At 36.5% G+C, this 21,820-nt stretch carries 16 protein-coding genes; 8 read left to right on the plus strand and 8 right to left on the minus strand.

Going from position 1 to position 21,820, the window contains the following annotated elements; translation table 11 throughout:
* Positions 1-171: 171 nt before the first annotated feature.
* Entirely contained in the window at positions 172-1,887 is a 1,716-nt protein-coding gene (locus tag ACY651_RS17755) for a lamin tail domain-containing protein (RefSeq protein ID WP_462254840.1), read from the plus strand.
* Positions 1,888-1,942: 55 nt separating this feature from the next.
* The gene (locus tag ACY651_RS17760) at positions 1,943-4,105 is read left to right on the plus strand and encodes a S9 family peptidase (RefSeq protein WP_462254841.1); all 2,163 of its coding nucleotides are present in this window, start codon (positions 1,943-1,945) and stop codon (positions 4,103-4,105) included.
* Positions 4,106-4,168: 63 nt separating this feature from the next.
* Here the strand turns inward: ACY651_RS17760 and ACY651_RS17765 are convergent, their stop codons facing one another.
* The 3 genes from ACY651_RS17765 to ACY651_RS17775 are packed head-to-tail and all read right to left on the minus strand — an operon-like array spanning position 4,169 to position 7,869.
* Complete coding sequence (locus ACY651_RS17765) at positions 4,169-6,565, minus strand: hypothetical protein (RefSeq protein ID WP_462254842.1); 2,397 nt, start codon at positions 6,563-6,565, stop codon at positions 4,169-4,171.
* 31 nt (positions 6,566-6,596) lie between these two features.
* Entirely contained in the window at positions 6,597-6,899 is a 303-nt protein-coding gene (locus tag ACY651_RS17770) for a hypothetical protein (RefSeq protein WP_462254844.1), read from the minus strand.
* Between the two features lie 46 nt (positions 6,900-6,945).
* A complete protein-coding gene (locus ACY651_RS17775; protein WP_462254845.1) occupies positions 6,946-7,869 on the minus strand; it encodes a PfkB family carbohydrate kinase in 924 nt (307 codons plus the stop codon).
* Positions 7,870-8,143: 274 nt separating this feature from the next.
* On the opposite strand from ACY651_RS17775, the gene ACY651_RS17780 reads away from it, so the two are divergent.
* Positions 8,144-8,752, plus strand: a complete 609-nt coding sequence (locus ACY651_RS17780) for an L-threonylcarbamoyladenylate synthase (protein WP_462254846.1) — start codon at positions 8,144-8,146, stop codon at positions 8,750-8,752.
* Between the two features lie 57 nt (positions 8,753-8,809).
* On the opposite strand, the gene ACY651_RS17785 is transcribed toward ACY651_RS17780, so the two are convergent.
* Positions 8,810-9,115, minus strand: a complete 306-nt coding sequence (locus ACY651_RS17785) for a hypothetical protein (protein ID WP_462254847.1) — start codon at positions 9,113-9,115, stop codon at positions 8,810-8,812.
* A 158-nt stretch (positions 9,116-9,273) separates the two neighbouring features.
* Positions 9,274-9,879 (minus strand): ribonuclease HII, encoded by a 606-nt coding sequence (locus tag ACY651_RS17790; protein ID WP_462254848.1) that lies wholly within the window; start codon positions 9,877-9,879, stop codon positions 9,274-9,276.
* Positions 9,880-9,968: 89 nt separating this feature from the next.
* Here ACY651_RS17790 and ACY651_RS17795 point away from each other — a divergent pair, with 89 nt between their 5' ends.
* The 5 genes from ACY651_RS17795 to ACY651_RS17815 all read left to right on the plus strand — a co-directional run bounded on the left by ACY651_RS17795 (position 9,969) and on the right by ACY651_RS17815 (position 17,142).
* A complete protein-coding gene (locus ACY651_RS17795; protein ID WP_462254850.1) occupies positions 9,969-10,889 on the plus strand; it encodes a COX15/CtaA family protein in 921 nt (306 codons plus the stop codon).
* Between the two features lie 116 nt (positions 10,890-11,005).
* Positions 11,006-11,617 (plus strand): 2Fe-2S iron-sulfur cluster-binding protein, encoded by a 612-nt coding sequence (locus ACY651_RS17800; RefSeq protein WP_462254851.1) that lies wholly within the window; start codon positions 11,006-11,008, stop codon positions 11,615-11,617.
* Complete coding sequence (locus ACY651_RS17805) at positions 11,614-12,591, plus strand: FAD binding domain-containing protein (protein ID WP_462254852.1); 978 nt, start codon at positions 11,614-11,616, stop codon at positions 12,589-12,591. The genes ACY651_RS17800 and ACY651_RS17805 overlap by 4 nt, the downstream gene beginning before the upstream one ends.
* A 26-nt stretch (positions 12,592-12,617) precedes the next feature.
* Positions 12,618-14,831, plus strand: coding sequence for a xanthine dehydrogenase family protein molybdopterin-binding subunit (locus ACY651_RS17810; RefSeq protein ID WP_462254853.1), 2,214 nt, complete (start codon positions 12,618-12,620; stop codon positions 14,829-14,831).
* Positions 14,832-14,919: 88 nt separating this feature from the next.
* Positions 14,920-17,142 (plus strand): hypothetical protein, encoded by a 2,223-nt coding sequence (locus ACY651_RS17815; RefSeq protein ID WP_462254854.1) that lies wholly within the window; start codon positions 14,920-14,922, stop codon positions 17,140-17,142.
* 3 nt (positions 17,143-17,145) lie between these two features.
* Here the strand turns inward: ACY651_RS17815 and ACY651_RS17820 are convergent, their stop codons facing one another.
* The 3 genes from ACY651_RS17820 to ACY651_RS17830 form a co-directional block, all read right to left on the minus strand.
* The gene (locus ACY651_RS17820) at positions 17,146-18,114 is read right to left on the minus strand and encodes a hypothetical protein (protein ID WP_462254855.1); all 969 of its coding nucleotides are present in this window, start codon (positions 18,112-18,114) and stop codon (positions 17,146-17,148) included.
* A 64-nt stretch (positions 18,115-18,178) separates the two neighbouring features.
* Positions 18,179-19,921 carry an N-acetylmuramoyl-L-alanine amidase gene (locus ACY651_RS17825; RefSeq protein ID WP_462254856.1) on the minus strand — a complete coding sequence of 581 codons (1,743 nt, stop codon included), beginning with the start codon at positions 19,919-19,921 and terminating at the stop codon, positions 18,179-18,181.
* A 102-nt stretch (positions 19,922-20,023) separates the two neighbouring features.
* Positions 20,024-21,817 carry an acyl-CoA dehydrogenase family protein gene (locus ACY651_RS17830; RefSeq protein WP_462254857.1) on the minus strand — a complete coding sequence of 598 codons (1,794 nt, stop codon included), beginning with the start codon at positions 21,815-21,817 and terminating at the stop codon, positions 20,024-20,026.
* Positions 21,818-21,820 lie beyond the last annotated feature (3 nt).

Below are 21,820 nucleotides of genomic sequence, written 5' to 3' on the forward strand. Positions count from 1 at the left end.
TTTTAGGAAGGCCTGTACTTATTTTAAAATAAAACAATCACACCTTCTCTTTGCAAAAAGATTTTTTAGAATGTTTTATGTGTTTTATTGCGTTCATTGATGGCACAAAGTAAACACAAAGTATAATTCCATCCAAATTATTTATATTTATAAATATTAAAACAGGTTTAAATGCTTAAAAAATATTGTTTGCTTATTGTTTTTTGTGTTGCAGTATTTTTTGGTAAAGCTCAAGTAGTCAACCGTTTTGATATAGTAATTGAAGAAATAATGGCCGACCCAACACCGCAAATAAATTTACCCAATAACGAATGGATAGAATTGCGAAACACCACTGCAACTGCTATTAATTTATCCGGCTGGCGCATTGCTGATGCAACAGGAACCAGCGGACCGATGCCCTCTTACAATTTATTGCCCGATAGTTTTGTTATTGTTTGTACAGCAAGCGCCGTAGCCGCAATGAGTGCATACGGACCAGCAATATCCGTTACAAGTTTTCCATCTTTAGATAACACAGGCGATATTATTTATTTACGCAGTCCACAAAATAAAATTATACATACCGTAAATTATACCGATGCCTGGTACCAGAATGTATTAAAAAAAGATGGCGGATGGACAATAGAAATGATCGACACTAAAAATCCCTGCAGCGGTTTCAGCAACTGGAAAGCAAGTATTGATTTAAAAGGTGGTACACCAGGTAAAAAAAATTCGGTTGATGCAATAAATGCAGATGCAACAGCTCCACAATTATTACGGGCATTTGCAACAGATAGTGTAAATATTGTTTTGGTTTTTGATGAACCATTGGATAGTTTAAAAGCTGCCACAGCAAATAATTATTCCATCAGCGATGGCATTGCTATACCTCAACAAGCCATTACTGTTTCACCTGCATTTGATAAAGTCAATCTAAAATTAAATGCGCCGCTAAGCCATAATAAAGTTTATACCGTTACATCAACTGCTATTTCAGATTGTGCAGGCAATGCGATTACTGCAAAAAATATGGCAAGGGTGGGCTTAACAGAAATTGCAGACAGTTTAAATATTATTATCAACGAAATTTTATTCAACCCAAAAAGCAATGGAACAGATTATGTAGAAATTTATAACCGCAGCAATAAAATTTTTGACCTTAAACAAACTTATATTGCTAACAGAAATACTGCCGGTGTAATCAGCAGCATTAAACCATTGAGTGCAGAAAATTATTTATTTTTTCCACAAGATTTTATGGTGATAACAGAAGATGCAGCAATTATTAAAAGAGATTTCATCACAAAAAATATGGATGCCTTTGTAACTGTTGCCTCCATGCCATCTTTTAACGATGATAAAGGCAATGTAATTATTTTAAATGCACAGGGCAATGTTACTGATGAATTGGAGTATGATGAAAAATGGCATTTTAAATTAATTGATAATCGGGAAGGTGTTGCGTTGGAAAGAATTGATTACAACGCACCCACGCAACAATCCGATAACTGGCATAGTGCAGCAACAAGTGTTGGTTACGGCACACCTACATACAAAAATTCTCAATACAAAATTAATGATGGCGTTCAGGGAGAAATAAAAATTACACCAGAAATTGTTTCGCCTGATAATGATGGTATGGATGATTTTGCAACCATTGATTACAGTTTTCCTTCGCCAGGTTATGTTGCCAATATTATTATATTTGATGCTGCAGGAAGAGTGGTTAGAAATTTACATCGTAATGCTTTATGTGGCAGCAAAGGTAATTTTCGCTGGGATGGATTGGGAGAAAAAAATCAAAAACTGCCTGTGGGTATTTATATTATTTATACCGAAATTTTTAATTTGGAAGGAAAGAAAAAGCAGTTTAAGAATACGATTGTGCTGGCAAGGCGTTAGCTCGCCGAAGACGGGTACTATAAAAAATTAATTCCATCATCATAAACTAAACCTAATGCAACTTAAACCTCTAATGATTATTGCAACAACTGCTGTAATCATTTCATCATGCAACAACCAAACAGAAATGAAACAAACTGCTTACAAATGGCCCGACAGTATTGCTGCACCGGTTTGCGAAAAAAAACCTAAAGAATTAACTGCACATGGCGATACAAGAATTGATAATTATTACTGGCTGAATGACTTTTTTAAAAAAGGGCCCGACAGTAATAAAGTGGTGGAGTATTTAACAGCCGAGAATAAATATTACGATACTATGATGTCGGGCACTAAAACCCTGCAGGAAAAATTGTACACCGAAATGAAAGCAAGGATAAAAGAGAAAGATGAAAGTGTACCGGTTTTTAAAAATGGTTATTATTATTACAGCAGGGTGGAAGAAGGGAAAGATTATTTTGTGTATTGCAGAAAAAAAGGAACGCTGGATGCAAAAGAAGAAGTATTGCTTGATGTAAATAAAATGGCAGAAGGACATAATTATTTTTCTGCCACTGGGTTTAGTATAAGTATGGATAATAAATTAATGGCTTATGGTATTGATACTTTATCAAGAAGGCAGTATAATATTTATGTAAAAAATTTAGAAACCGGAGAGGTTTATAAAGATGTAATTGCAAATACAGAAGGCGAAGCGATATGGGCAAATGATAACCAAACATTTTTTTATACCGCAAAAAATTTAATTACTCTTTTATCTGAAAAAATAAAAAAACATAAACTGGGTACTGATGCATCAAGTGATAAAACAGTATACGAAGAAAAAGATCCCAGTAATTATATTGGCGTGGGTAAAACAAAATCGGATAAATATATTTTGATAGGTTCAAGCGCAACGCTGTCTTCTGAATACAAATATATTGATGCCAATAAACCCGATGATGCCTTTAAAGTATTTCAACCACGGATGAAAGAAGTGTTGTATGATGTGGATCATGCCAATGACAAATTTTATATCCGCACTAATTTAAATGCAAAGAATTTTAAAGTAGTAACCTGCACCGAAGATAAAACCGACAGCAGCAACTGGGCAGCTATGCTGCCGCATAACGACAGTATTTTAATTCAGGGTATTGATGTGTTTAAAAACTTTGCAGCTGTATCCGAAAGAAAAAATGGTTTAACACAGGTGCATATCATCAACACAAAAAATAACGAAAGCCATTACCTTGATTTTGATGAACCTGCTTACACAGCTAACCTTGCTTATACACCCGATTATAATTCGGATGTGGTACGGTTTAATTACACTTCTTTAACCACGCCATCATCAGTATTTGATTATAACATGGGCAGTAAAGAAAAAAAATTAATGAAGCAGCAGGAAGTGGTGGGTGGCTATACAGTAAGCGATTATGTTACCGAACGTTTATTTGCTACTGCAAAAGATGGTACAAAAATTCCTATATCTGTAGTGTACAAAAAAGGATTTAAAAAAGATGGTACGCAACCATTACATTTATATGGCTACGGAAGTTATGGTGCAAGTATGGATGCCAGCTTTAGTGCAGCAAGATTAAGTTTACTCGACCGTGGTTTTGCTTTTGCCATTGCACATATACGTGGAGGGCAGGAGATGGGGCGTTACTGGTACGAAGATGGTAAGATGATGAAAAAGAAAAACACATTTACCGATTTTATTGATTGTGCCGAATTTTTACTGGCTAATAAATTTACAACTAAAGAACATTTATATACAAGCGGGGGAAGTGCAGGCGGTTTATTAATGGGTGCAGTGGTAAACATGCGGCCCGATTTATGGCATGGCGTAATTGCTGCCGTACCTTTTGTAGATGTAATAAATACAATGAGTGATGCATCTATTCCTCTAACCACAAACGAATACGATGAGTGGGGCAACCCTGCCAATAAGGAAAGTTATTTTTATATGAAGACTTATTCCCCTTACGATAATGTAGAAAAGAAAGCCTACCCCAACATGCTGGTAACAACCGGCCTGCATGATAGCCAGGTACAATATTTTGAACCTGCAAAATGGGTAGCTAAACTTAGAGAAATGAAAACTGATAATAATAAATTATTACTCTATACCAATATGGAAGCAGGCCACGGTGGAGCAAGTGGAAGATTTAAAGCATTGAAAGACCGGGCAAGAGAGTTTGCATTTTTTCTTGCGCTGGAAGGCATAGCAGAATAAAAATTTATTTGCAAATAAAAAACCGAAGCTTATGACTTCGGTTTTTTTTATTGATTTAAAAATCTATTCAAATAATTTTTCTTCTCTGGTTAACTGTCCAAACTGATTAATGCCTTCTATTACCACTCTTATTTTTTTACAGTTATCGCTGTTATAAAAAGGAATTTTTATGCGCCTTGTTTTTTTATCAAATATTAAAAACGGGCTCCAGTAAAGTGTGCTGCGGTAGTCGGGCAAATCTGGAGTGGTAGTTTTTTCATAGTCGGGCATGTAAAATTCTTTAATGGCAGAGTAACCATAAATATTGGTAAAGTCCAACCCTTTTACAGCAGAATTATCGGCACCCTTTTTTGTATAAATTGCAATGGCACCACCGGCACCACCACCTGATGCTCCAAAAAACGGGGGACGAAAAACTTTTATTAAAGCCACATTACTCATTGGTATCGATTGCAGCAAACTAATATCAGTATTATTTTCATCTAAAAAAATACTGGTGCTGCTGCCACGCCAGGTAGCGCTTTGGCCATCGCTGCCAATTTGTAAACCTGCAACTTTGCCTCTTAAATAATCCAATATACTAATGGCGGTTTTTGCAAACGGATCATCATCTACCGCAAATGTATAGCCATCGCCACCGGCAAAAAAACCGGAGGTATATTCTTCTTCTAATTTTTGTTTTAACGATTTTGTTTTGCCCACAACTCTTACTGCATCTAATGTTTTTGTTTTATTACTTTCTAAAAACGAACGCTGCAATGCTGCCAGCTTTGCGTTTTTTTGCAAATAAGAACTATCTCTTTTTAAATTAAAATAAAGCGACGAAAGTAAATTTGAAGAAGGCGAAGCAGCCGCCGCAATTTCATTTACAAATTTAAAGCTGGCGCTTGAAGTTAATTTTTTGTCTTTATCATTATTAATTTGATAATACAATTTTGCTGTATCAAACAAATACATGCCTGTTATCCTGAATTGCCCGTCGGCAGTAATGGGGATACTCAAAAATTCACTGTTCTTATTTTTGGTTTTAATCAAAGCTGTTAAATCTTTTCCGGCAAGCTGGGTTTTAGATAAACCATAAATATTTCCTCTTAATGAAATATAATTATCTACCGGAAAATTTAATTTAGGCCATTGTTTCGCTAATAAATTTTCCCATTTAAATCTTCTCCAGCCATTGGTCATCATCACTAAATCCAAATGTTGCTTTACAGAATCTGCATCATTTGAAAAATAATAAGCAGGGTTATAAACGTAGCCTTTTAAATCGCTGGTAACTAATAAATTTGAAAAAATATTTTCTTCATTCTCGGTTATGGGGTTAATGCCTGCATCTGTAACTGCAATGGATAAATTGCTGAGTAACGTATCGCCAACATCTATTTGCAAAGCGTTGTGGCCATGTTTAGTAATATTTTTTTCTACCGCATGCAGGTCGGTAGCAAAATAATAATTGTTATGATTTATAAATACCAACCGTTCTGCAACAGGTATTTGTGCGGCATTAAAAACAGTGAGTTGTAAAACACCGTCGCCAAAACTTTCGGTTGCTATAGGTGCAGTAACTTCTGTTCTGTTCTTCATATTTATTTTTGCACTGTACATCATTTGGTGCTGCATTTGCGCAACTACAGTGTAAGCAGTAAAAACTTCATCAGCATTTTGTGGCCGCTTTAAAGTATAACGCATGGTATCGGTTGTATTGCTAATGCTTAGCGACACACTTTGTTTTTTTGCTTCTGGTAAAGCAGTTTCATGCTGCACCCCTTTTTTATCTTTCCAAATGGCTTTATACTTTTCTCCTGCAACAGGCATAATTAAAAAAAAGCCCATGCCATCATGTGCAGCAGTAAAAGAGTTAATTTTTTTTCCACTTTCGTTTACAATATTACCGCTAACAAAAAATGGAATACCTTCCTGATCGGTGGCTTTAAATGCAATGCGGCAACCAATATCTTCCACCATATCGCCCCCTTCAGGAAAAAGAGTTAAACTGTATGTAACCACTGGCGACGGTAATTTTTTTGCAGCAGCAGAAGAAGAAATTATTTGAACCGGCTTTACATACAATAAAGTAGAATCAAAATTCAGCATCCACGAAGTGTAAGCCCTGATGTATAGTTTTGGAGAATTTATTGTATCGGGTAAATCAAAATTACTGGCAGCGCCTGATGCATAAACCGGCATTATTTTTTTTTGAAGAATAAAACCTTTGTCATCAATTAACTCTGCATATACCGTTTTACTTAATGGTTTAATTAAGTTATCAGCGGCTAAGTAAGCTTTAAACCAGATTGTTTCGCCGGCATTATAATAACTTTTATCCAGGTGCAGGTAAATTTTTTCCTGCGGATATTTTTCGCCTAACTGGTTAACTAAACTGTCTATACGAAGTTGTGCATAGCTGCAATTACAAAACACAGTAATTAATACCAGCAGCAAAATATTTTTTTTTATCATAGAGAAGAAAAATATTTTATAGGGAATAAATTTAAGGTCTTAAATCATCTACACCAATCCTGTTAATATCTTCACTGGAAGTATTATCGGGTTTATTTGATAAAATTGCACGGATTATTAAAAAACCTCCAAATGCAAAAACCAATCCTAAAAACATTAATTCAATAAGATCAACTTGTTTAAAAACAAATACCCCTAGTGCAATACCAATAATTTCTAAAACAAACCAGCAGGCAATGGCATAAATTTTCCATGCAAGTGGCTTAAGACCTTTTTGAATAGCTATTTTATTAATGTCTTTTGCAATAAATATTAATGCAATTATTTCCAGCATATTTTTTGTTTAAAATACTTTAATTCACTTTTGTATTGATAATGTGTTACACCAAATCAATGTCAAAATTTACCAATTGTACAAACTCACTTAACCTGGTATCAATATCTTCTTTAGTAATTTCTTTTAATCTTTCGGGGCCAAATTTTTCTACACAAAAACTTGCCATAGCACTGCCGATAATAATAGCAGTTTTCATATTGTCGAAACTAATGTCTTTTGTTTTTGCAAGGTGGCCAATAAAACCTCCTGCAAAAGTATCTCCTGCGCCGGTGGGGTCAAATACTTCTTCTAACGGCAGGGCCGGGGCGAAGAACACATGATTTTCGTGAAACAGCAAAGCACCATGCTCACCTTTTTTTATAATTAAATATTTAGGGCCCATCTTTAATATTTCACGGGCTGCTTTTACTAAAGATAATTCGCCGCTAAGTTGCCTTGCCTCACCATCGTTTACTAAAAGCACATCAATTTTTTTCAACACTGCTTTTAAATCATCCATCGCAATATCCATCCAAAAATTCATGGTGTCCATTACAATTAATTTAGGCCTCACCCTTAACTGGTCAATCACACTCATTTGTAACTTAGGCATCAGGTTGCCCAGCATTAAAAACTCTGCTCCCTGAAAACTTTCAGGAACAACAGGGTTAAAATCGGCCAGTACATTTAAATCTGTTACCAGCGTATCACGGGTGTTCATATCAATATGATATTTACCGCTCCAGAAAAAAGATTTTTTATCCGGTACAATTTCCACACCGTCTAATTGTATGCCACGGCTTTTCATTTCGTCCATTTCCTCCTGCGGAAAATCGTACCCTACAATAGATATCTGCTGTATAGGGGTAACAAAATTGCAGGCTGCATAAGCTACATAAGTTGCTGAGCCGCCAACAATTTTATCTATTTTTCCAAAAGGGGTTTCAATGGCATCAAAAGCCATGGTGCCAACGGTAATAAGTGCCATAAATTAAATGTTAGTGTTAGATGTTTGGGTAAAATAATTTTAAGTGCAAAAGTAATAGATTAATATAAGATGATTGGCAGTAAATTTATAAAAAGCCCCTCCTATCCTCCCCAAAAGGGAGGTATAAGCAGAACAATAAAGAAGATTAAATAATATTGATTAATAAATAACTATTACTGACTTTAAATCTTTCTATAATTTTAGTATAAGAAACGATAAGGCTTAACAAAATTTTAATAAAACATAATCAGTCCCCTTCAGGGGATAGGGGCATATGCTTATACAAATACATCCTGATGATCCGCAACCTAGATTAATAAAGCAGGTTGCCGAATGCCTTAAAGATGGTGGCGTAATTATTTATCCCACCGATACTATTTACGGGCTGGGCTGCGATATTATGCAGCACAAAGCCGTAGAGCGGATTTGCAAAATAAAAAATATTGATCCGCAAAAGGCACAGCTGAGTTTTATTTGCAGGGATTTAAGCCACCTTAGCGATTACACAAAAAGTATTGATACACCGCTTTACCGCATGCTTAAAAATTATTTGCCCGGCCCCTATACTTTTATTTTACCTGCCAGTAAGCAGGTACCTAAAATTTTACAGAGTAAAAAAAGCACTGTGGGTTTAAGGATACCGGATAATAATATTTGCCGCCATATTTTAGATGCATTGGGTAACCCAATTTTAAGTGCTTCGCTACCCGGCGATATGGTGGAAGAATTTACAGACCCCGAAGTGATGCAGGAAAAATTTGGCGCCATGGTTGATTTTGTAATTGATGGTGGCAGTGGCGGCATGATAGGTTCTACTGTTGTGGATTGCACAACAGATAACTGGGAAATTATACGCCAGGGTTTGGGTGAGTGGGAAGCATAAAAAAAATCCCACTTTGTACGGTGGAATTTTTTTTCTATCTATCTGAGCTGGTAAAAATTAATTTCTATCTCTTTTATTGTGTTTTTTGCGGTAGATTTTACGGCTGGCCTGTCTTTTATCCTGGCGAATGTCTTTTCTTTCGGCGCCGGTTACTGTACCATCAGCTTTTGCAGCTTTTACATCCTGGCGAATTTCTCTTTGATCTTTTACCAAATTTTTTGTTTCTGCTTTGGTTAACTCGCCACTTTTTACACCTTGCTTAATGCGGTGGTGCTGGCTTTTTGTACTTGGTTTTACCTGTGCAGTTGCACTTGTAAAAAATGCACCTAATACTACTGCTGCGGCTAATACTGTTGCTTTCATAAAATTTGTTTTAAGTTTTTAAATAAAGGTGAATAAATACGTTTTATACATACATAGACGGTGGGTGATAATAAAAGTTTAATGGGAGATAAAATTATTTTTATCTGGTAGTAACGAAAAAATTATTAGGATAGTATTTTAATTCTCCGGTGTATTTATTATAACAGCGTTACCTGTTCTTTTGAGTAGGGCAAAATATTAAAACTTTTACGGTGCAGTACACATAATCCATTTTCATCAATAGCCTTTCGGTGTAACGCTGTACCGTAGCCTTTATTTTTATCCCAGCCGTAAAAAGGAAATGCGGTATGGGCTTGTTGCATAAATTCATCCCGGTAGGTTTTTGCTAAAATACTTGCGGCTGCAATAGATGCATATTTACCATCGCCTTTAATTATACACTGATGATTTATTTTTTTGTAGGATTTAAAACGGTTGCCATCAATTAATAAAAACTCCGGCACTGTTGTTAAATTATCTAAAGAAAGATGCATGGCTTTAAAACTTGCCTGTAAAATATTTATCTTGTCAATCTCATTATTATCAATTGAGGCTACAGCAAAGGCAATACTCTCTTTTTCAATTACGGGCCTTAACAAATCCCTTTCTTTTTCTTTAAGCTGTTTACTGTCGTTTAATAAAGGATGAAAAAAATCGGCAGGTAAAATTACTGCAGCCGCAAACACAGGCCCGGCATAGCAACCACGTCCGGCTTCGTCAAGGCCGGCTTCGGTAAGTTTAGTTTGATAGTGGGATAACAGCATCTTTGTTAAACAAATATCTGCTAAAAGAATAAAAAACTAATTGTTTACCGATAACAATTTTTACTGCAGTAAATTTGTGGCATCTATTTATGAGTAATATCAAACGCTGGGCACTCGCCACTTTTATTCTTTGTTTTTTAGTAATAATTGCCGGTGGCGTAGTACGCACTACACAAAGCGGTATGGGCTGCCCCGACTGGCCAAAATGTTTTGGCAAATGGATACCGCCTACCAATGCCAGCGAACTGCCTGCCGACTTTGAAAAATATTTACGCAAACAGGATATTGATCACACTTTTAATGCACTGCACACCTGGATAGAATATATCAACCGTTTATTGGGAGTGCTTTTAGGTTTTTTTGGACTGGTTCAGTTTGCAATGTTATTTTTTAAAAGAAAAGAGTTTAATAAGCCTTACAAATTAGCCATTGCTTTTTTAGTTACTGTAATACTTACCGGTTTGTTTGGCGCAGTTGTAGTAAAATTAAACCTTGCTCATGCAAGCATTTCTGTTCATTTATTATTTGCAATAATATTAGTGCAGGTTCAACTGGCGTTATTACTTTCTCTTAATAAAAAATTATTTTCAATACGAGTTGACAATAAAGTAAGACAATTACTATTTATTTTTTTAATACTCTTGTTTTGCCAAAGTGTATTGGGCACAATGGTACGCATGTATGTTGATGATGTTTCAAAAACACTGCATTACGAACAAAGAGAAACCTGGCTGGCACAAAGTCCGGTAGCATTTTTAATTCACCGCAGTTTTTCGTGGCTGATTTTAGTAAGTGCTTTGTTTATAGCCTGGCATTGCAGAAATATCCAGGCGATAAAAAATAAAATATTTGTACTGGCTGCAATTATTGTGCTCAGTATGATAACAGGTGTAGTTTTATTTTATGCCAACATGCCTGCCGTAGCACAACCCATTCATTTATTACTTGCTGCATTAGCCCTTACCCAAACTGTTGCGGTTTTACTGCAAATAAAACCAGGCAGCAAGTAGGTTTAAAAATATTTACCAGCTAAATTTTCCTGTTACAAAATAGTAATGCTTTTTAGCAAATCAAATTTGTATATTTGAAAGAGATAATCTTTTATTTATTCTCTTAACCTCCTTGTATGATTAATCGAGAAGAAAAAGAATTGCCGGTCGGTTCTTCCCGCCGTGATTTTTTAAAAAAATCTGCAGCACTAACTGCTGTAGCTGTTATACCTGCTGCGATAGATACTGCTGCTAAACAAAGGCTGGATGAAAAATATGCTTACCAGCTGGAGCAAATGCCTTTATCAATTGAAATTAATGGCGTACAAAAAAAATTTAAAGTAGATACCCGAACAACATTGCTGGATTTATTAAGAGAGGAATTGCATTTAACCGGCACAAAAAAAGGTTGCGATCACGGGCAATGCGGCGCATGTACTGTACATATAAATGGTAAAAGAATAAACGCCTGCTTAACATTAGCTGTAATGCAAAACGGAAATAAAATTACTACAATAGAAGGCCTGGCTAATGGAGATGAACTGCACCCGATGCAAAAAGCATTTATTAAATGCGATGGTTTTCAGTGCGGCTACTGCACACCGGGGCAAATAATGTCGGCGGTGGCATGTATTGCGGAAGGTCATGCTAAAAATGAAGAAGAAATAAAAGAATTTATGAGTGGCAACCTTTGCCGCTGCGGTGCTTACAACGGAATTGCTAACGCTATAAAAGAAGTTGCACAATGAAACCATTTATATTTTTAAAAGCGGCGGATATAAAAACTGCACAAACAGGCTACAAAAAAAATGCAGCGTCACAATTTATTGCAGGAGGTACTAACCTGTTGGATCTGATGAAGAAAGAAATTGCTTTGCCCGGCAACGTTATTGATATTAATCAAATTGCTATAAAAGAAATTAAGACAGATACTGCCAGCATTAGTATTGGCGCATTAGCATTAAATAGTTTTGTTGCAGAGCATGCAGAAATTATTAATAATTATCCTTTAGTTGCAAAAGCATTGCTGGCTGGCGCTTCGGCGCAAATAAGAAATATGGCCACCGCCAGTGGTAATATTTTACAAAGAACAAGATGTCCTTATTTTTATGATGTTGCTATGCCCTGCAATAAAAGGCAGCCGGGAAGTGGTTGTGGTGCTAAGGAAGGATTAAACAGGATGTCGGCAATTTTTGGTGCATCCGAAAATTGTGTAGCAGTTCACCCCAGCGATTTTTGTATTGCACTGGCTGCATTAGATGCAAAAGTTGTGGTACAAACCGATGTCAAAGAAAGCAGTATTCCTTTTAAAGATTTTCACCGCCTGCCGGGCAACACACCCGATAAAGATAACAACCTTGCAAAAGGAAGTTTAATTACAAAAATTGTTATCCCTAAAAATAATTTCAATAAAAATTTTCATTACCTAAAAATACGTGACAGGGCTTCTTATGCATTCGCACTGGTTTCTGTTGCAGTTGGTTTGTATATTGAAGGTGGAAAAATTAAAGCTGCAACAATTGCAGCAGGCGGCGTAGCTCACAAGCCCTGGCGTTTGTATGAAGCAGAACAATTTTTAACAGGTAAAACACCATCCGAAGAAATATTTAAACAGGCTGCAGCAATTGCCATTAAAAACGCAAAGCCTTTACAACACAATGGTTTTAAAATAAAAATGCTGCAGAATGGTATTGAGCTGGCATTGAAAAATGCAATGGCATAAAATTATTAATCTCTAAAAAAATTACCATGGGCTTTTTTGATAATGATAATTTACATACGCCAACAGCCGATGACAGGGTTGATGGCAAACAAAAAGTTACCGGCACTGCAAAGTTTGCTGCAGAATATGTAATTGAAAATTTGGTGTACGGCGTATTGGTGGGCAGCACTATTGCAAAGGGAACAATACAATCAATAGATGTAAAAGAAGCAAAAAATGCCCCCGGTGTAATTGATATTATCACCCACGAAAATACTATTGCCCTTGAAAAGTTTAGTGATGAAAAGAAAGCCAAAGAAGCACAACTGGGCTTACGCATCTTTTACAGCAATGAAATATTTAGTAACGGCCAGCCAGTGGCGTTAGTTGTAGCCGGTCATTTAGAGCAGGCGCAATATGCAGCAGGGCTTGTAAAAATTACTTACAGCAAAGCAGCACACGTTACCAACTTTACTGCAGCAGTTGAAAAAGAAAAAACTACAAAATACGAAGAAGATAAAACAAGAGGCGATGCCAATGCATGGAAAAACGGCACCATAAAAATTGAGCAGGAATATGCACAACCAGTAGAAGTACACAGCACTATAGAAATGCATGCCAGCATTGCTGTGTGGGAAGGCGATGATAAACTGACCGTGTATGATAAAAACCATGCAGTGAAAGATGTGCAGGGTACTATTGCAAATGCCTTTAATCTTAAAAAAGAAAATGTAAAAATACAGGCGGAGTTTATTGGCGGCGGTTTTGGCAGTGGCCTTAGAGTGTGGCCACATACATTTGCGGCGATTATTGCCGCAAAAAAATTAGGCCGCCCGGTTAAAGTGACTATTACAAGACCACAGGCTTTTACTATGGTGGGCTACCGTCCGCAGGCATGGCAAAGGGTGGCCATGGGTGCAGCTGCAGATGGAACAATTACTGGTGCAGTTCACGAAGCCATCACCAATACTTCTGCTTACGAAGCGTTTGGCGAAAACAGTACCGGCATTACCAGAACACTTTACAATTTTACTAACCTGCAAACAAAATATAAAACCCTTTCCTTAAATCTTGCTACACCCATTTGGATGAGGGCACCGGGAGAAGCCACCGGTTCTTTTGCATTAGAATCTGCAATGGATGAACTGGCGCATGCATTAAAAATGGATCCGGTAGCATTGCGGTTAAAAAATTATGCCGAAAAAGATATTGACAGTGGCTTGCCCTGGTCGAGTAATTTTTTAAAAGAGTGTTATCAAACAGCCGCCACAAAATTTGGTTGGGAAAAAAGAAAGCAGGAACCACGAAGTACAAAAAATGGCGATTGGTGGGTGGGTTATGGCATGGGCGTGGGCACATGGGGTGCATGGCGTTTAAAAGCAAGTGCAAGAGGTAAATTAGACAGCAATGGAAATTTATTACTGCAAAGTGCTACCAGCGATATGGGCCCTGGTACTGCAACAGCAATGGTGGCCATTGCAAATAATGTTTTAGGTATTGCCAAAGAAAAAATAAAATTTCAGTTAGGTAATTCCACTTTACCCGATGCGCCTGCGCAGGGCGGAAGTTTTACTTTAGCGTCGGTAGGCTCTGCTGTTAATGATGTTTGCGTAGCGATTGCAAAAAAATTGTTTACCATAGCAACTGAAACAGAAACCAGTTTTAAGGAAGTAAAATTTGAAGACGTAATTTTTAAAGATGAAAATCTTTCTTTAAAAAATAATCCATCTGTTATAATTTCTTACACACAATTGCTGCGTAACAAAAATGTAACCGAAATTGATATTACCCAAGCTTCTGAAAGCGGCGATGAAAGTAAAAAATATTCTTTTAATTCCTATGCAGTGCATTTTGCCGAAGTGCATGTACATGCATATACAGGTGTGGTACGTGTAAAACGTTTTGTTAGTTGTGTTGATGCAGGAAAAATTGTAAGTGAAAAGACTGCTGCCAGTCAAATAAAAGGTGCGGTGGTTTGGGGTATTGGCCATGCATTAATGGAAGAGCAGCAAATTGATCATCGTTATGGAAGAATAATTGCCAACGATTTTGCAGGCTATCACATTCCTGTTAATGCAGATGTACCCGAAATTGATGTGACTTTCGTAAACAAACCCGACCCGTATTTAAATGCTATGGGCTCCAAAGGTTTGGGCGAAGTGGGATTAATTGGCTCAGCTGCAGCTATTGCTAATGCAGTATTTAATGCTACTGGAAAAAGAATTCGGCAATTGCCCATTACACCGGACAAGCTGATATAATTATTAAAGAATTATTTTTTAATACGATAACAACAAACCTGTTTACTGGTGCGTTTGTTTTTCAGTACATTTAAAAACTGCCTCATATATGAAACAGTTGTTGAATAATATTTTTTATTCTTTCCCTGTACAACTTTTTATTCTTCATTTTAGAAAATACCAGGTGTTGCTGGTGTTTTGGTATGTGCTGGGCAGCACTATCAACAGCGGCTTTATGAAAAACTTTGGCGCCGATGCCTTATTTTTTGCACCGGAATATTTAGGTAATGTAAATGCATTGGGTGCTGCAATTGTGGGTATTGCTATGGGTGTTTTTATGATGAGCTGGAATATTACCACTTTTATTCTGCACAGCAAACGCTGTAAATTTTTAGCCACCACATCAAAACCATTTTTAAAATATTGCATTAATAATGCAGTACTGCCACTGTTATTTATTATATTTTATCTTATAAGATTAATACCTTTTAATCAAAATAAAGAGTTGATGAATGCGGGAGAAATTGCCATAGTTATAGCCGGCATGCTTGGTGGTTTTATTCTATTGCTCGCCGTTTCATTTGCATATTTTTTTGGTGCCGAAAAAACAATACTCCGGAGTATTGTTCCCATTATCGGCAATCCAAAAGAATTTAACCAGTCATATAATCCTACCGAAAATCCGCAAAAAGAAGGATTTGGAATGAAGGTGGGTTATTATTTTACGGGAAGATTTCGTCTTAGAAAAGCGAGGAACGTATCGCACTACAGCCAGGATTTTTTGGATATGATATTTAAGCGCCATCATATTTCTGCAATAATAAGTATTGTACTGGCTTTTATTTTTTTAGCTGTCATTGGCTTTTTTTTAGATGGTAAAATTTTTCAGGTACCGGCAGCCGCAAGTATTTTTATTTTTTTTGCAGTAATGACGGCTTTTATTGGTGCCCTTACTTATTTTTTACAAAGCTGGAGTTTACCTTTTATGATTGTACTTATTTTTTTTGTAGATATTTTATACGAAAACGATATTATTGACCCCCGCAACAAAGCATACGGTTTAAATTATACCAATAAAGATGAAAGGCCGGTTTATGGTAAACAATCATTATTGCAATTATGTACCCCAGGTAAAATTGCTGCAGATAAAGCCGTTATGCTTGAAGTTTTAGAAAACTGGAAAAAGAAACAAACCAGCCCAAAGCCGGTAATGATTTTTATTAATGTTAGCGGCGGCGGTTTACGCAGCGGCACTTTTGTAATGAATACGCTGCAGCAGTTAGACAGTATTACCAATGGAAAATTAATGCAGCACACCATGCTCATAAGTGGTGCCAGTGGCGGTATGCTTGCGGCCACCTATTACCGTGAGTTGTACCGAAATAATTTAACTGCTGCTATAAAACAAAACCTGCATCATCCCAACTTAACCAATAATATTGCCGAAGATCTGTTGAACCCCGTTTTTTCATCTATGCTGGCAAGAGATATTTTTTCTCCTGCACAAAAATTTACAGTAGGCAATTATAAATATGTAAAAGACAGGGGTTATGCCTTTGAACAAAAATTAAATGAAAACAGTGCCGGGTTATTTAATACTCAAATAAAAGATTTTGCGGCAGATGAAAAAGCAGCAAAAGTTCCGCTGATAATTTTTAACAGTACTATTTCCCGTGATGGAAGAAAAATGATGATTGCATCGCAGCCTTTAAGCTTTATGATGAAGCCGTTGCTGTATGCAAATGATACCTCTGTAAGCCCCGATGCCGTTGATTTTAATGCGCTGTTCGCAAAACAAGATCCGCAAAATATCCGGTTACTTACGGTATTGAGGATGAATGCAACTTTCCCTTATGTGTTACCCAATGTTTGGCTGCCAAGCCTGCCCGTTATTGATGTGATGGATGCAGGCTTACGTGATAATTTTGGCCAGGAAACCAGTCTTCGTTTTATAGAAAATTTTAAAGACTGGTTAACACAAAACACCGGCGGTATATTAATTCTGCAAATGAGGGATCGTACAAAAGATAACTGGCAACAGCCTTTTGAAAGTGTTGGCATGACAGATGTATTAGTTAAACCTGCCACTATGCTGCAGCATAACTGGTTCAAGCTGCAGGATTATTCTGAAACTGAAAAATACAGTTACATGCACGACGAATTAGATTCCGTATTGCACCGCATAACGTTTATGTATGTACCCGAAAAAGAAGAACAGGGTGCCGCACTTAATTTTCATTTAACTGCAAGAGAGAAAAGAGATATCATGTTATCTTTTAAAAATAATTTTAACCAGGATGCAATGCAGAAGGTACTGGAGTTGCTGAAATGATATTTATTTTTTATAAAACATTTTATTTGCCCATAGCACAAATTCATCTGCATCCAGCATAGAAAAAAAATGTGGATGCCTTGTGCCGTCAGGTTTAAAACCTTTACCTAAACAATTTATAAACTCAGCATTATTGTTGCCTAAAATTTTAAGTTGAGAAATGCAGCCTGATAAATCTGACATATTCATAAATTCAGCACTGCCTCTTCTCTTTTCAATTATCCAGCTAATATCCGGATCGCAATAAAGCCTTACCGGAACATTTTTTAAATATTTTGCATTACCTCCGTCTTTTGCATCGGCAAAGTAAGATGAAAAGGCTTCGTATTTTTTGGGGTTCTGTGATGGGCTTCCTCCATATAAAATTTTAAACCTTCTTAATTGTTCGGTAGCTTCTGCAACAGCAACATCCGAAAAATTAAGTTGTACCGAATGTATAAAACTATTCCACAAACGTTTCATATTTAATGGTGGGTCAACACCAAAAACCAAATCAGGTTTAATGATATTTTTATCATTCAGTTTAAAAGCCTGTTCTGCATAAAATAAAGCCTGGTGGCCACCCATAGATTGCCCGCCAATAATAAATTTATTTGCAGGAATGTTATACTTTTTTATTAGTTCCGGAATTATTTCAATCAATCTTTTTTGAGCAATTGCATTGCTGTTAATACTGTCGCAATTATATAAAGCAGGAATTATTACCGTATAACCTGCTTTGCATGCAGTTACGGGAAGTGTTGTTTCGTTAATTACAACGGCCGGTGATGCACAAAAACCACCAATAATTAATAAAAGGCCTTTTGATGTTGAGTCGGGTAATAAAGCCATGTAATAATTTTGAGTGGAATCATTTTTTTCTCTGTAAACAATTTCACTTTTTTGTGCAGCTAATTGCAGAGAAGAAGATAATAATAATATGGTAGAGGCAATATGCATATTCCTCATCTTTCCAAAATTGTTTTTCCTCATTGCAATTTTTTTATATTTTATAAGAATAAAAATGCAGCAAACAAAGTTGTTACAAACAAAACTGTTACAAATTATCTGCGTTCTTACATCCTTCCAAAAAATCCTTTACCCCCAATACAATCTTATCTGCAATTTGCTGTTGAAAATTTTCGTCCAGTATTTTCATTTCGTCTTCGGGGTTGCTGATGAATAAAGTTTCTACTAATGCATTGGGGTATTCAATAGGGCTGTTAAGCATAAAATTAAAACTGCCGGTGTTGCCATATTCTTTCAATCCCAGTTCCAGCATACGTTTATAAATATCGTGGCTTAAATTTCTAAAACCAATATAGCGGTAAAAAGTGCTGGTGCCGCTAACCCTAATCGGGTCGCCAGCAGAATTTAAATGTATACTGATCAACAGATCGGGCATACTATCCCTGTAAAATAGGATTCGTTCTTTGTTATCAAAAAATTTATCCGTTGTTCTGCTCATGATAACTTTTGCACCCTGTTGTTCTAAAGTTTTTTGCAGCTTAAGTGCCACAGCAAGCGTAAGCATTTTTTCTGATGAACCAGTTGGCCCACCTGCGCCGGTATTGCTGCCGCCATGGCCAGCATCAACAGCAATGGTTAATTTATTCAATGATAAATTTTCTGGTTGTCTTTTTATTTTTATAATTAAATTATTGCCACGGTAATAAATTTGATGGCCCCAATGCTGCGGATGTTTTAATTCTATTGTAACCCTGAAAATATCTTCGGCGTTTTGTTCGTAATAAACATTTTTTATTTCTTTTACATTTTCCAATTGAGTTATCCAGTTGGTATTGTTAGTTGCACCAAAAATATCTATCACAATTTTTGAAGGTTTAATTAATTGAAAAGACTGATAAGGTAATCTTGCAAACAAACCTACCGTAACATAATCATACAGCGAATCGCCGTAGGCTCTTAAACTACTGGTAAGCGATTCAGGTGTAAAATTTCCTTTAGGTAAAAATTTTATTAAATCATCATCAATAAATGCCGTACGGTATTTTGTTAGCTGCACTTTATATTTGGTATCCACCTTGCCCACAATATTTAATTGCACCATCGAATCTACATAACCAATTTTTGCGCCGCCCAATCTGTCTTCTCCCAAACCAAAAAGTAAATGTGCCAATCTTCCTTTTGTAACAGCAATAGTTGGATTAAAAGGAGAAAACATGGAGATGGTATTTTTAGTTTGCTTAGTTACAGTCTTACCTGTTGAATCTGCAATGGTAACCGGAATTTTTTCCATCAAAAAGCTATCTGTTTCTTTTATTACATATTCCCCCTGGTAAATACCGGGCATTGCAACCGGCATTTCGTACAGCTTAATATTTTTTCCTGCAATAACTGTGCATCCTTTTAAAGCTTTTATCCTGAATTTTATTTTATCGCCGGGTTGCAGCAGTAAATTTCCTTCGGGAAAAGTTTCTATGCTGGCAATATCTAAAACCTTAACCGTATCCGGCGGCGCAGGTAAAGTGTAGTTGTAAATAATTTTTCTATTGACAGATTTATCGGGTGTTGCAAATGCAATTAAATTAAATGCGGTATCACCAGGTTGTAAATTTACTTCGTAAGCAAATGCACCCGTAGCAAAAACTTTTACAGGATTGCCATTTATGGTAAGGTTGCAGCTTTTACAGGTACTGCCAATTAAAAAATTACGTGACGATCGCACTGCATTTTTTTCTTTGCCGGGCTCCACCAATTTTATAAAAGGCTTATCAACTGTTTGAGAATATGCAATACATGCAGTACATAAAAGCAGAAATGTAAGGGTAATTTTCATTACTGAAAGTTAAACAGAAATTAAAGTATAAGTGCAAAATTATTTGCTAAAAAAAAGTCATTGCTTTAGGCAATGACTAAAAAGTAATCAGTTATTAAAATATTACCAAGGATATTTATTCTCTGCAATCATCTTATCTGCAATTCTTCTCCTGGCATCTTTGCTGTTAAAAGGTGCAGTTTTTGTAAAACGTTTTAAACCCAGCAGCATCATGCGTTGCTCATCGCCCCCGGCAAAAGCATTAATTGCTTCTTTACCGGCTTTGTTAACTTTATCTGCTGCGTCATTTAAATAACAGCGCATCATATCAATTTGTAGTTGCGCAGGAGCATCGCCCTGTTTATCTGCCATTTTTATTACACGTAACAAAGTACTTTCGGCTTCAAAAGTTTCAATAGCCATATCAGCAATATTCATCAGTATTTCCTGTTCGTCATTCAGCTTCATCATTAGTTTTTGCACAGCAGCACCTGCAACCATTAAAATACATTTTTTCATATTTACAATTGTCTTGCGCTCAGCTGCAAATGCACTTTCATCATCATTACCAAATTCAGGAATACTCATTAGCTCTTTACTAACAGCCATGGCTGGCCCCATTAAATCTAATTTACCTTTCATGGCTCTTTTTAAAATCATATCAACGGTAAGCAAACGGTTAATTTCGTTGGTGCCTTCGTAAATACGATTAATGCGGCTGTCCCTGTAACCTCGGCTGGCCGAGTATTCATCACTAAAACCATTGCCCCCATGTATTTGTACCCCTTCATCTACAACATAATCCAGCACTTCGCTGCCATGTACTTTTAAAATAGCACATTCTACTGCAAATTCTTCTGCGGCTCCTAATAACGCTTCGTTAAAAGGTTTACCAGCATTTTGCATTTCAATTTCTTTATCATCAACCCATTTGCTGGTGCGGTACAAAGCGCTTTCACTTGCAAAAATGCGTACAGCCATTTCTGCCAGTTTATATTTTATAGCACCGAAATTTGCAATGGCTGTTTTAAATTGCTCTCTTGTTTTTGCATATACAATAGAATCTGTTACCGACATTTTTGCGCCGCCCAAAGCAGCAGCACATAATTTTAACCGGCCAATGTTTAAAATGTTGAATGCAATAATGTGGCCTTTACCAATTTCTCCCAATAAATTTTCAACCGGCACTTTACAATCCTGAAAATATAATTGCACCGTTGAAGATCCTTTAATACCCATCTTATGTTCTTCGGGGCCCTGCGTAAAACCTTCCATTCCTTTTTCTATAATAAACGTAGAAAATTTATCACCGTCAATTTTTGCAAACACCGTATAAACATCTGCAAAACCTCCGTTAGTGATCCAGCATTTTTGCCCGTTTAAAATATAATTTTTCCCATCGGCACTAAGCACTGCAGTTGTTTTTGCACCTAATGCATCGCTGCCGCTGTTCGGCTCCGTTAGTCCATAAGCACCTTTCCATTCGCCGCTGGCCAATTTTGGAATGTATTTTTTCTTTTGTTCCTCTGTGCCAAAATATAATATGGGTAATGTACCAATACCGGTGTGTGCAGCAATAGCCACACTAAAAGAAAAACCACCGCCAAGGCCTTCATTTACTAAAGTAGAAGTAATAAAATCTTTTCCAAGTCCGCCCAAAGCCTCGGGCACACTTGCACCCAATAAACCCTGCTCACCTGCTTTTACCATTAGTGATGGCATCAGGCCTGCTTCCATTTTATCAATCCTGTCCACAATGGGCAGCACTTCCGAATTTAAAAACTGCAGGCACATATCTTTTACCATCAGTTGCTCCTCGTTAAAATCTTCGGGAGTAAAAGTTTCAAAAGCATTGCTTTCTTTAATTAACCATTCGCCGCCTTTAAGGAGTGTAGTGGTTGAAGTTGTTGTATTCATAAA

The sequence above is a fragment of the Ferruginibacter sp. genome (genome assembly GCF_031391665.1).
Classification (GTDB): Bacteria; Bacteroidota; Bacteroidia; order Chitinophagales; family Chitinophagaceae; genus Ferruginibacter.

What these genes read in the sequence shown, in the direction of transcription:
- ACY651_RS17815 (WP_462254854.1), top strand. Translation starts at nt 14,920, where the DNA reads ATGAAACAGTTGTTGAATAATATTTTTTATTCTTTCCCTGTACAACTT.
- ACY651_RS17765 (WP_462254842.1), bottom strand. Translation starts at nt 6,565, where the DNA reads ATGATAAAAAAAAATATTTTGCTGCTGGTATTAATTACTGTGTTTTGT.
- ACY651_RS17800 (WP_462254851.1), top strand. Translation starts at nt 11,006, where the DNA reads ATGATTAATCGAGAAGAAAAAGAATTGCCGGTCGGTTCTTCCCGCCGT.
- ACY651_RS17770 (WP_462254844.1), bottom strand. Translation starts at nt 6,899, where the DNA reads ATGCTGGAAATAATTGCATTAATATTTATTGCAAAAGACATTAATAAA.
- ACY651_RS17775 (WP_462254845.1), bottom strand. Translation starts at nt 7,869, where the DNA reads ATGGCACTTATTACCGTTGGCACCATGGCTTTTGATGCCATTGAAACC.
- ACY651_RS17780 (WP_462254846.1), top strand. Translation starts at nt 8,144, where the DNA reads ATGCTTATACAAATACATCCTGATGATCCGCAACCTAGATTAATAAAG.
- ACY651_RS17825 (WP_462254856.1), bottom strand. Translation starts at nt 19,921, where the DNA reads ATGAAAATTACCCTTACATTTCTGCTTTTATGTACTGCATGTATTGCA.
- ACY651_RS17795 (WP_462254850.1), top strand. Translation starts at nt 9,969, where the DNA reads ATGAGTAATATCAAACGCTGGGCACTCGCCACTTTTATTCTTTGTTTT.
- ACY651_RS17810 (WP_462254853.1), top strand. Translation starts at nt 12,618, where the DNA reads ATGGGCTTTTTTGATAATGATAATTTACATACGCCAACAGCCGATGAC.
- ACY651_RS17755 (WP_462254840.1), top strand. Translation starts at nt 172, where the DNA reads ATGCTTAAAAAATATTGTTTGCTTATTGTTTTTTGTGTTGCAGTATTT.
- ACY651_RS17805 (WP_462254852.1), top strand. Translation starts at nt 11,614, where the DNA reads ATGAAACCATTTATATTTTTAAAAGCGGCGGATATAAAAACTGCACAA.
- ACY651_RS17790 (WP_462254848.1), bottom strand. Translation starts at nt 9,879, where the DNA reads ATGCTGTTATCCCACTATCAAACTAAACTTACCGAAGCCGGCCTTGAC.
- ACY651_RS17820 (WP_462254855.1), bottom strand. Translation starts at nt 18,114, where the DNA reads ATGAGGAAAAACAATTTTGGAAAGATGAGGAATATGCATATTGCCTCT.
- ACY651_RS17760 (WP_462254841.1), top strand. Translation starts at nt 1,943, where the DNA reads ATGCAACTTAAACCTCTAATGATTATTGCAACAACTGCTGTAATCATT.
- ACY651_RS17785 (WP_462254847.1), bottom strand. Translation starts at nt 9,115, where the DNA reads ATGAAAGCAACAGTATTAGCCGCAGCAGTAGTATTAGGTGCATTTTTT.
- ACY651_RS17830 (WP_462254857.1), bottom strand. Translation starts at nt 21,817, where the DNA reads ATGAATACAACAACTTCAACCACTACACTCCTTAAAGGCGGCGAATGG.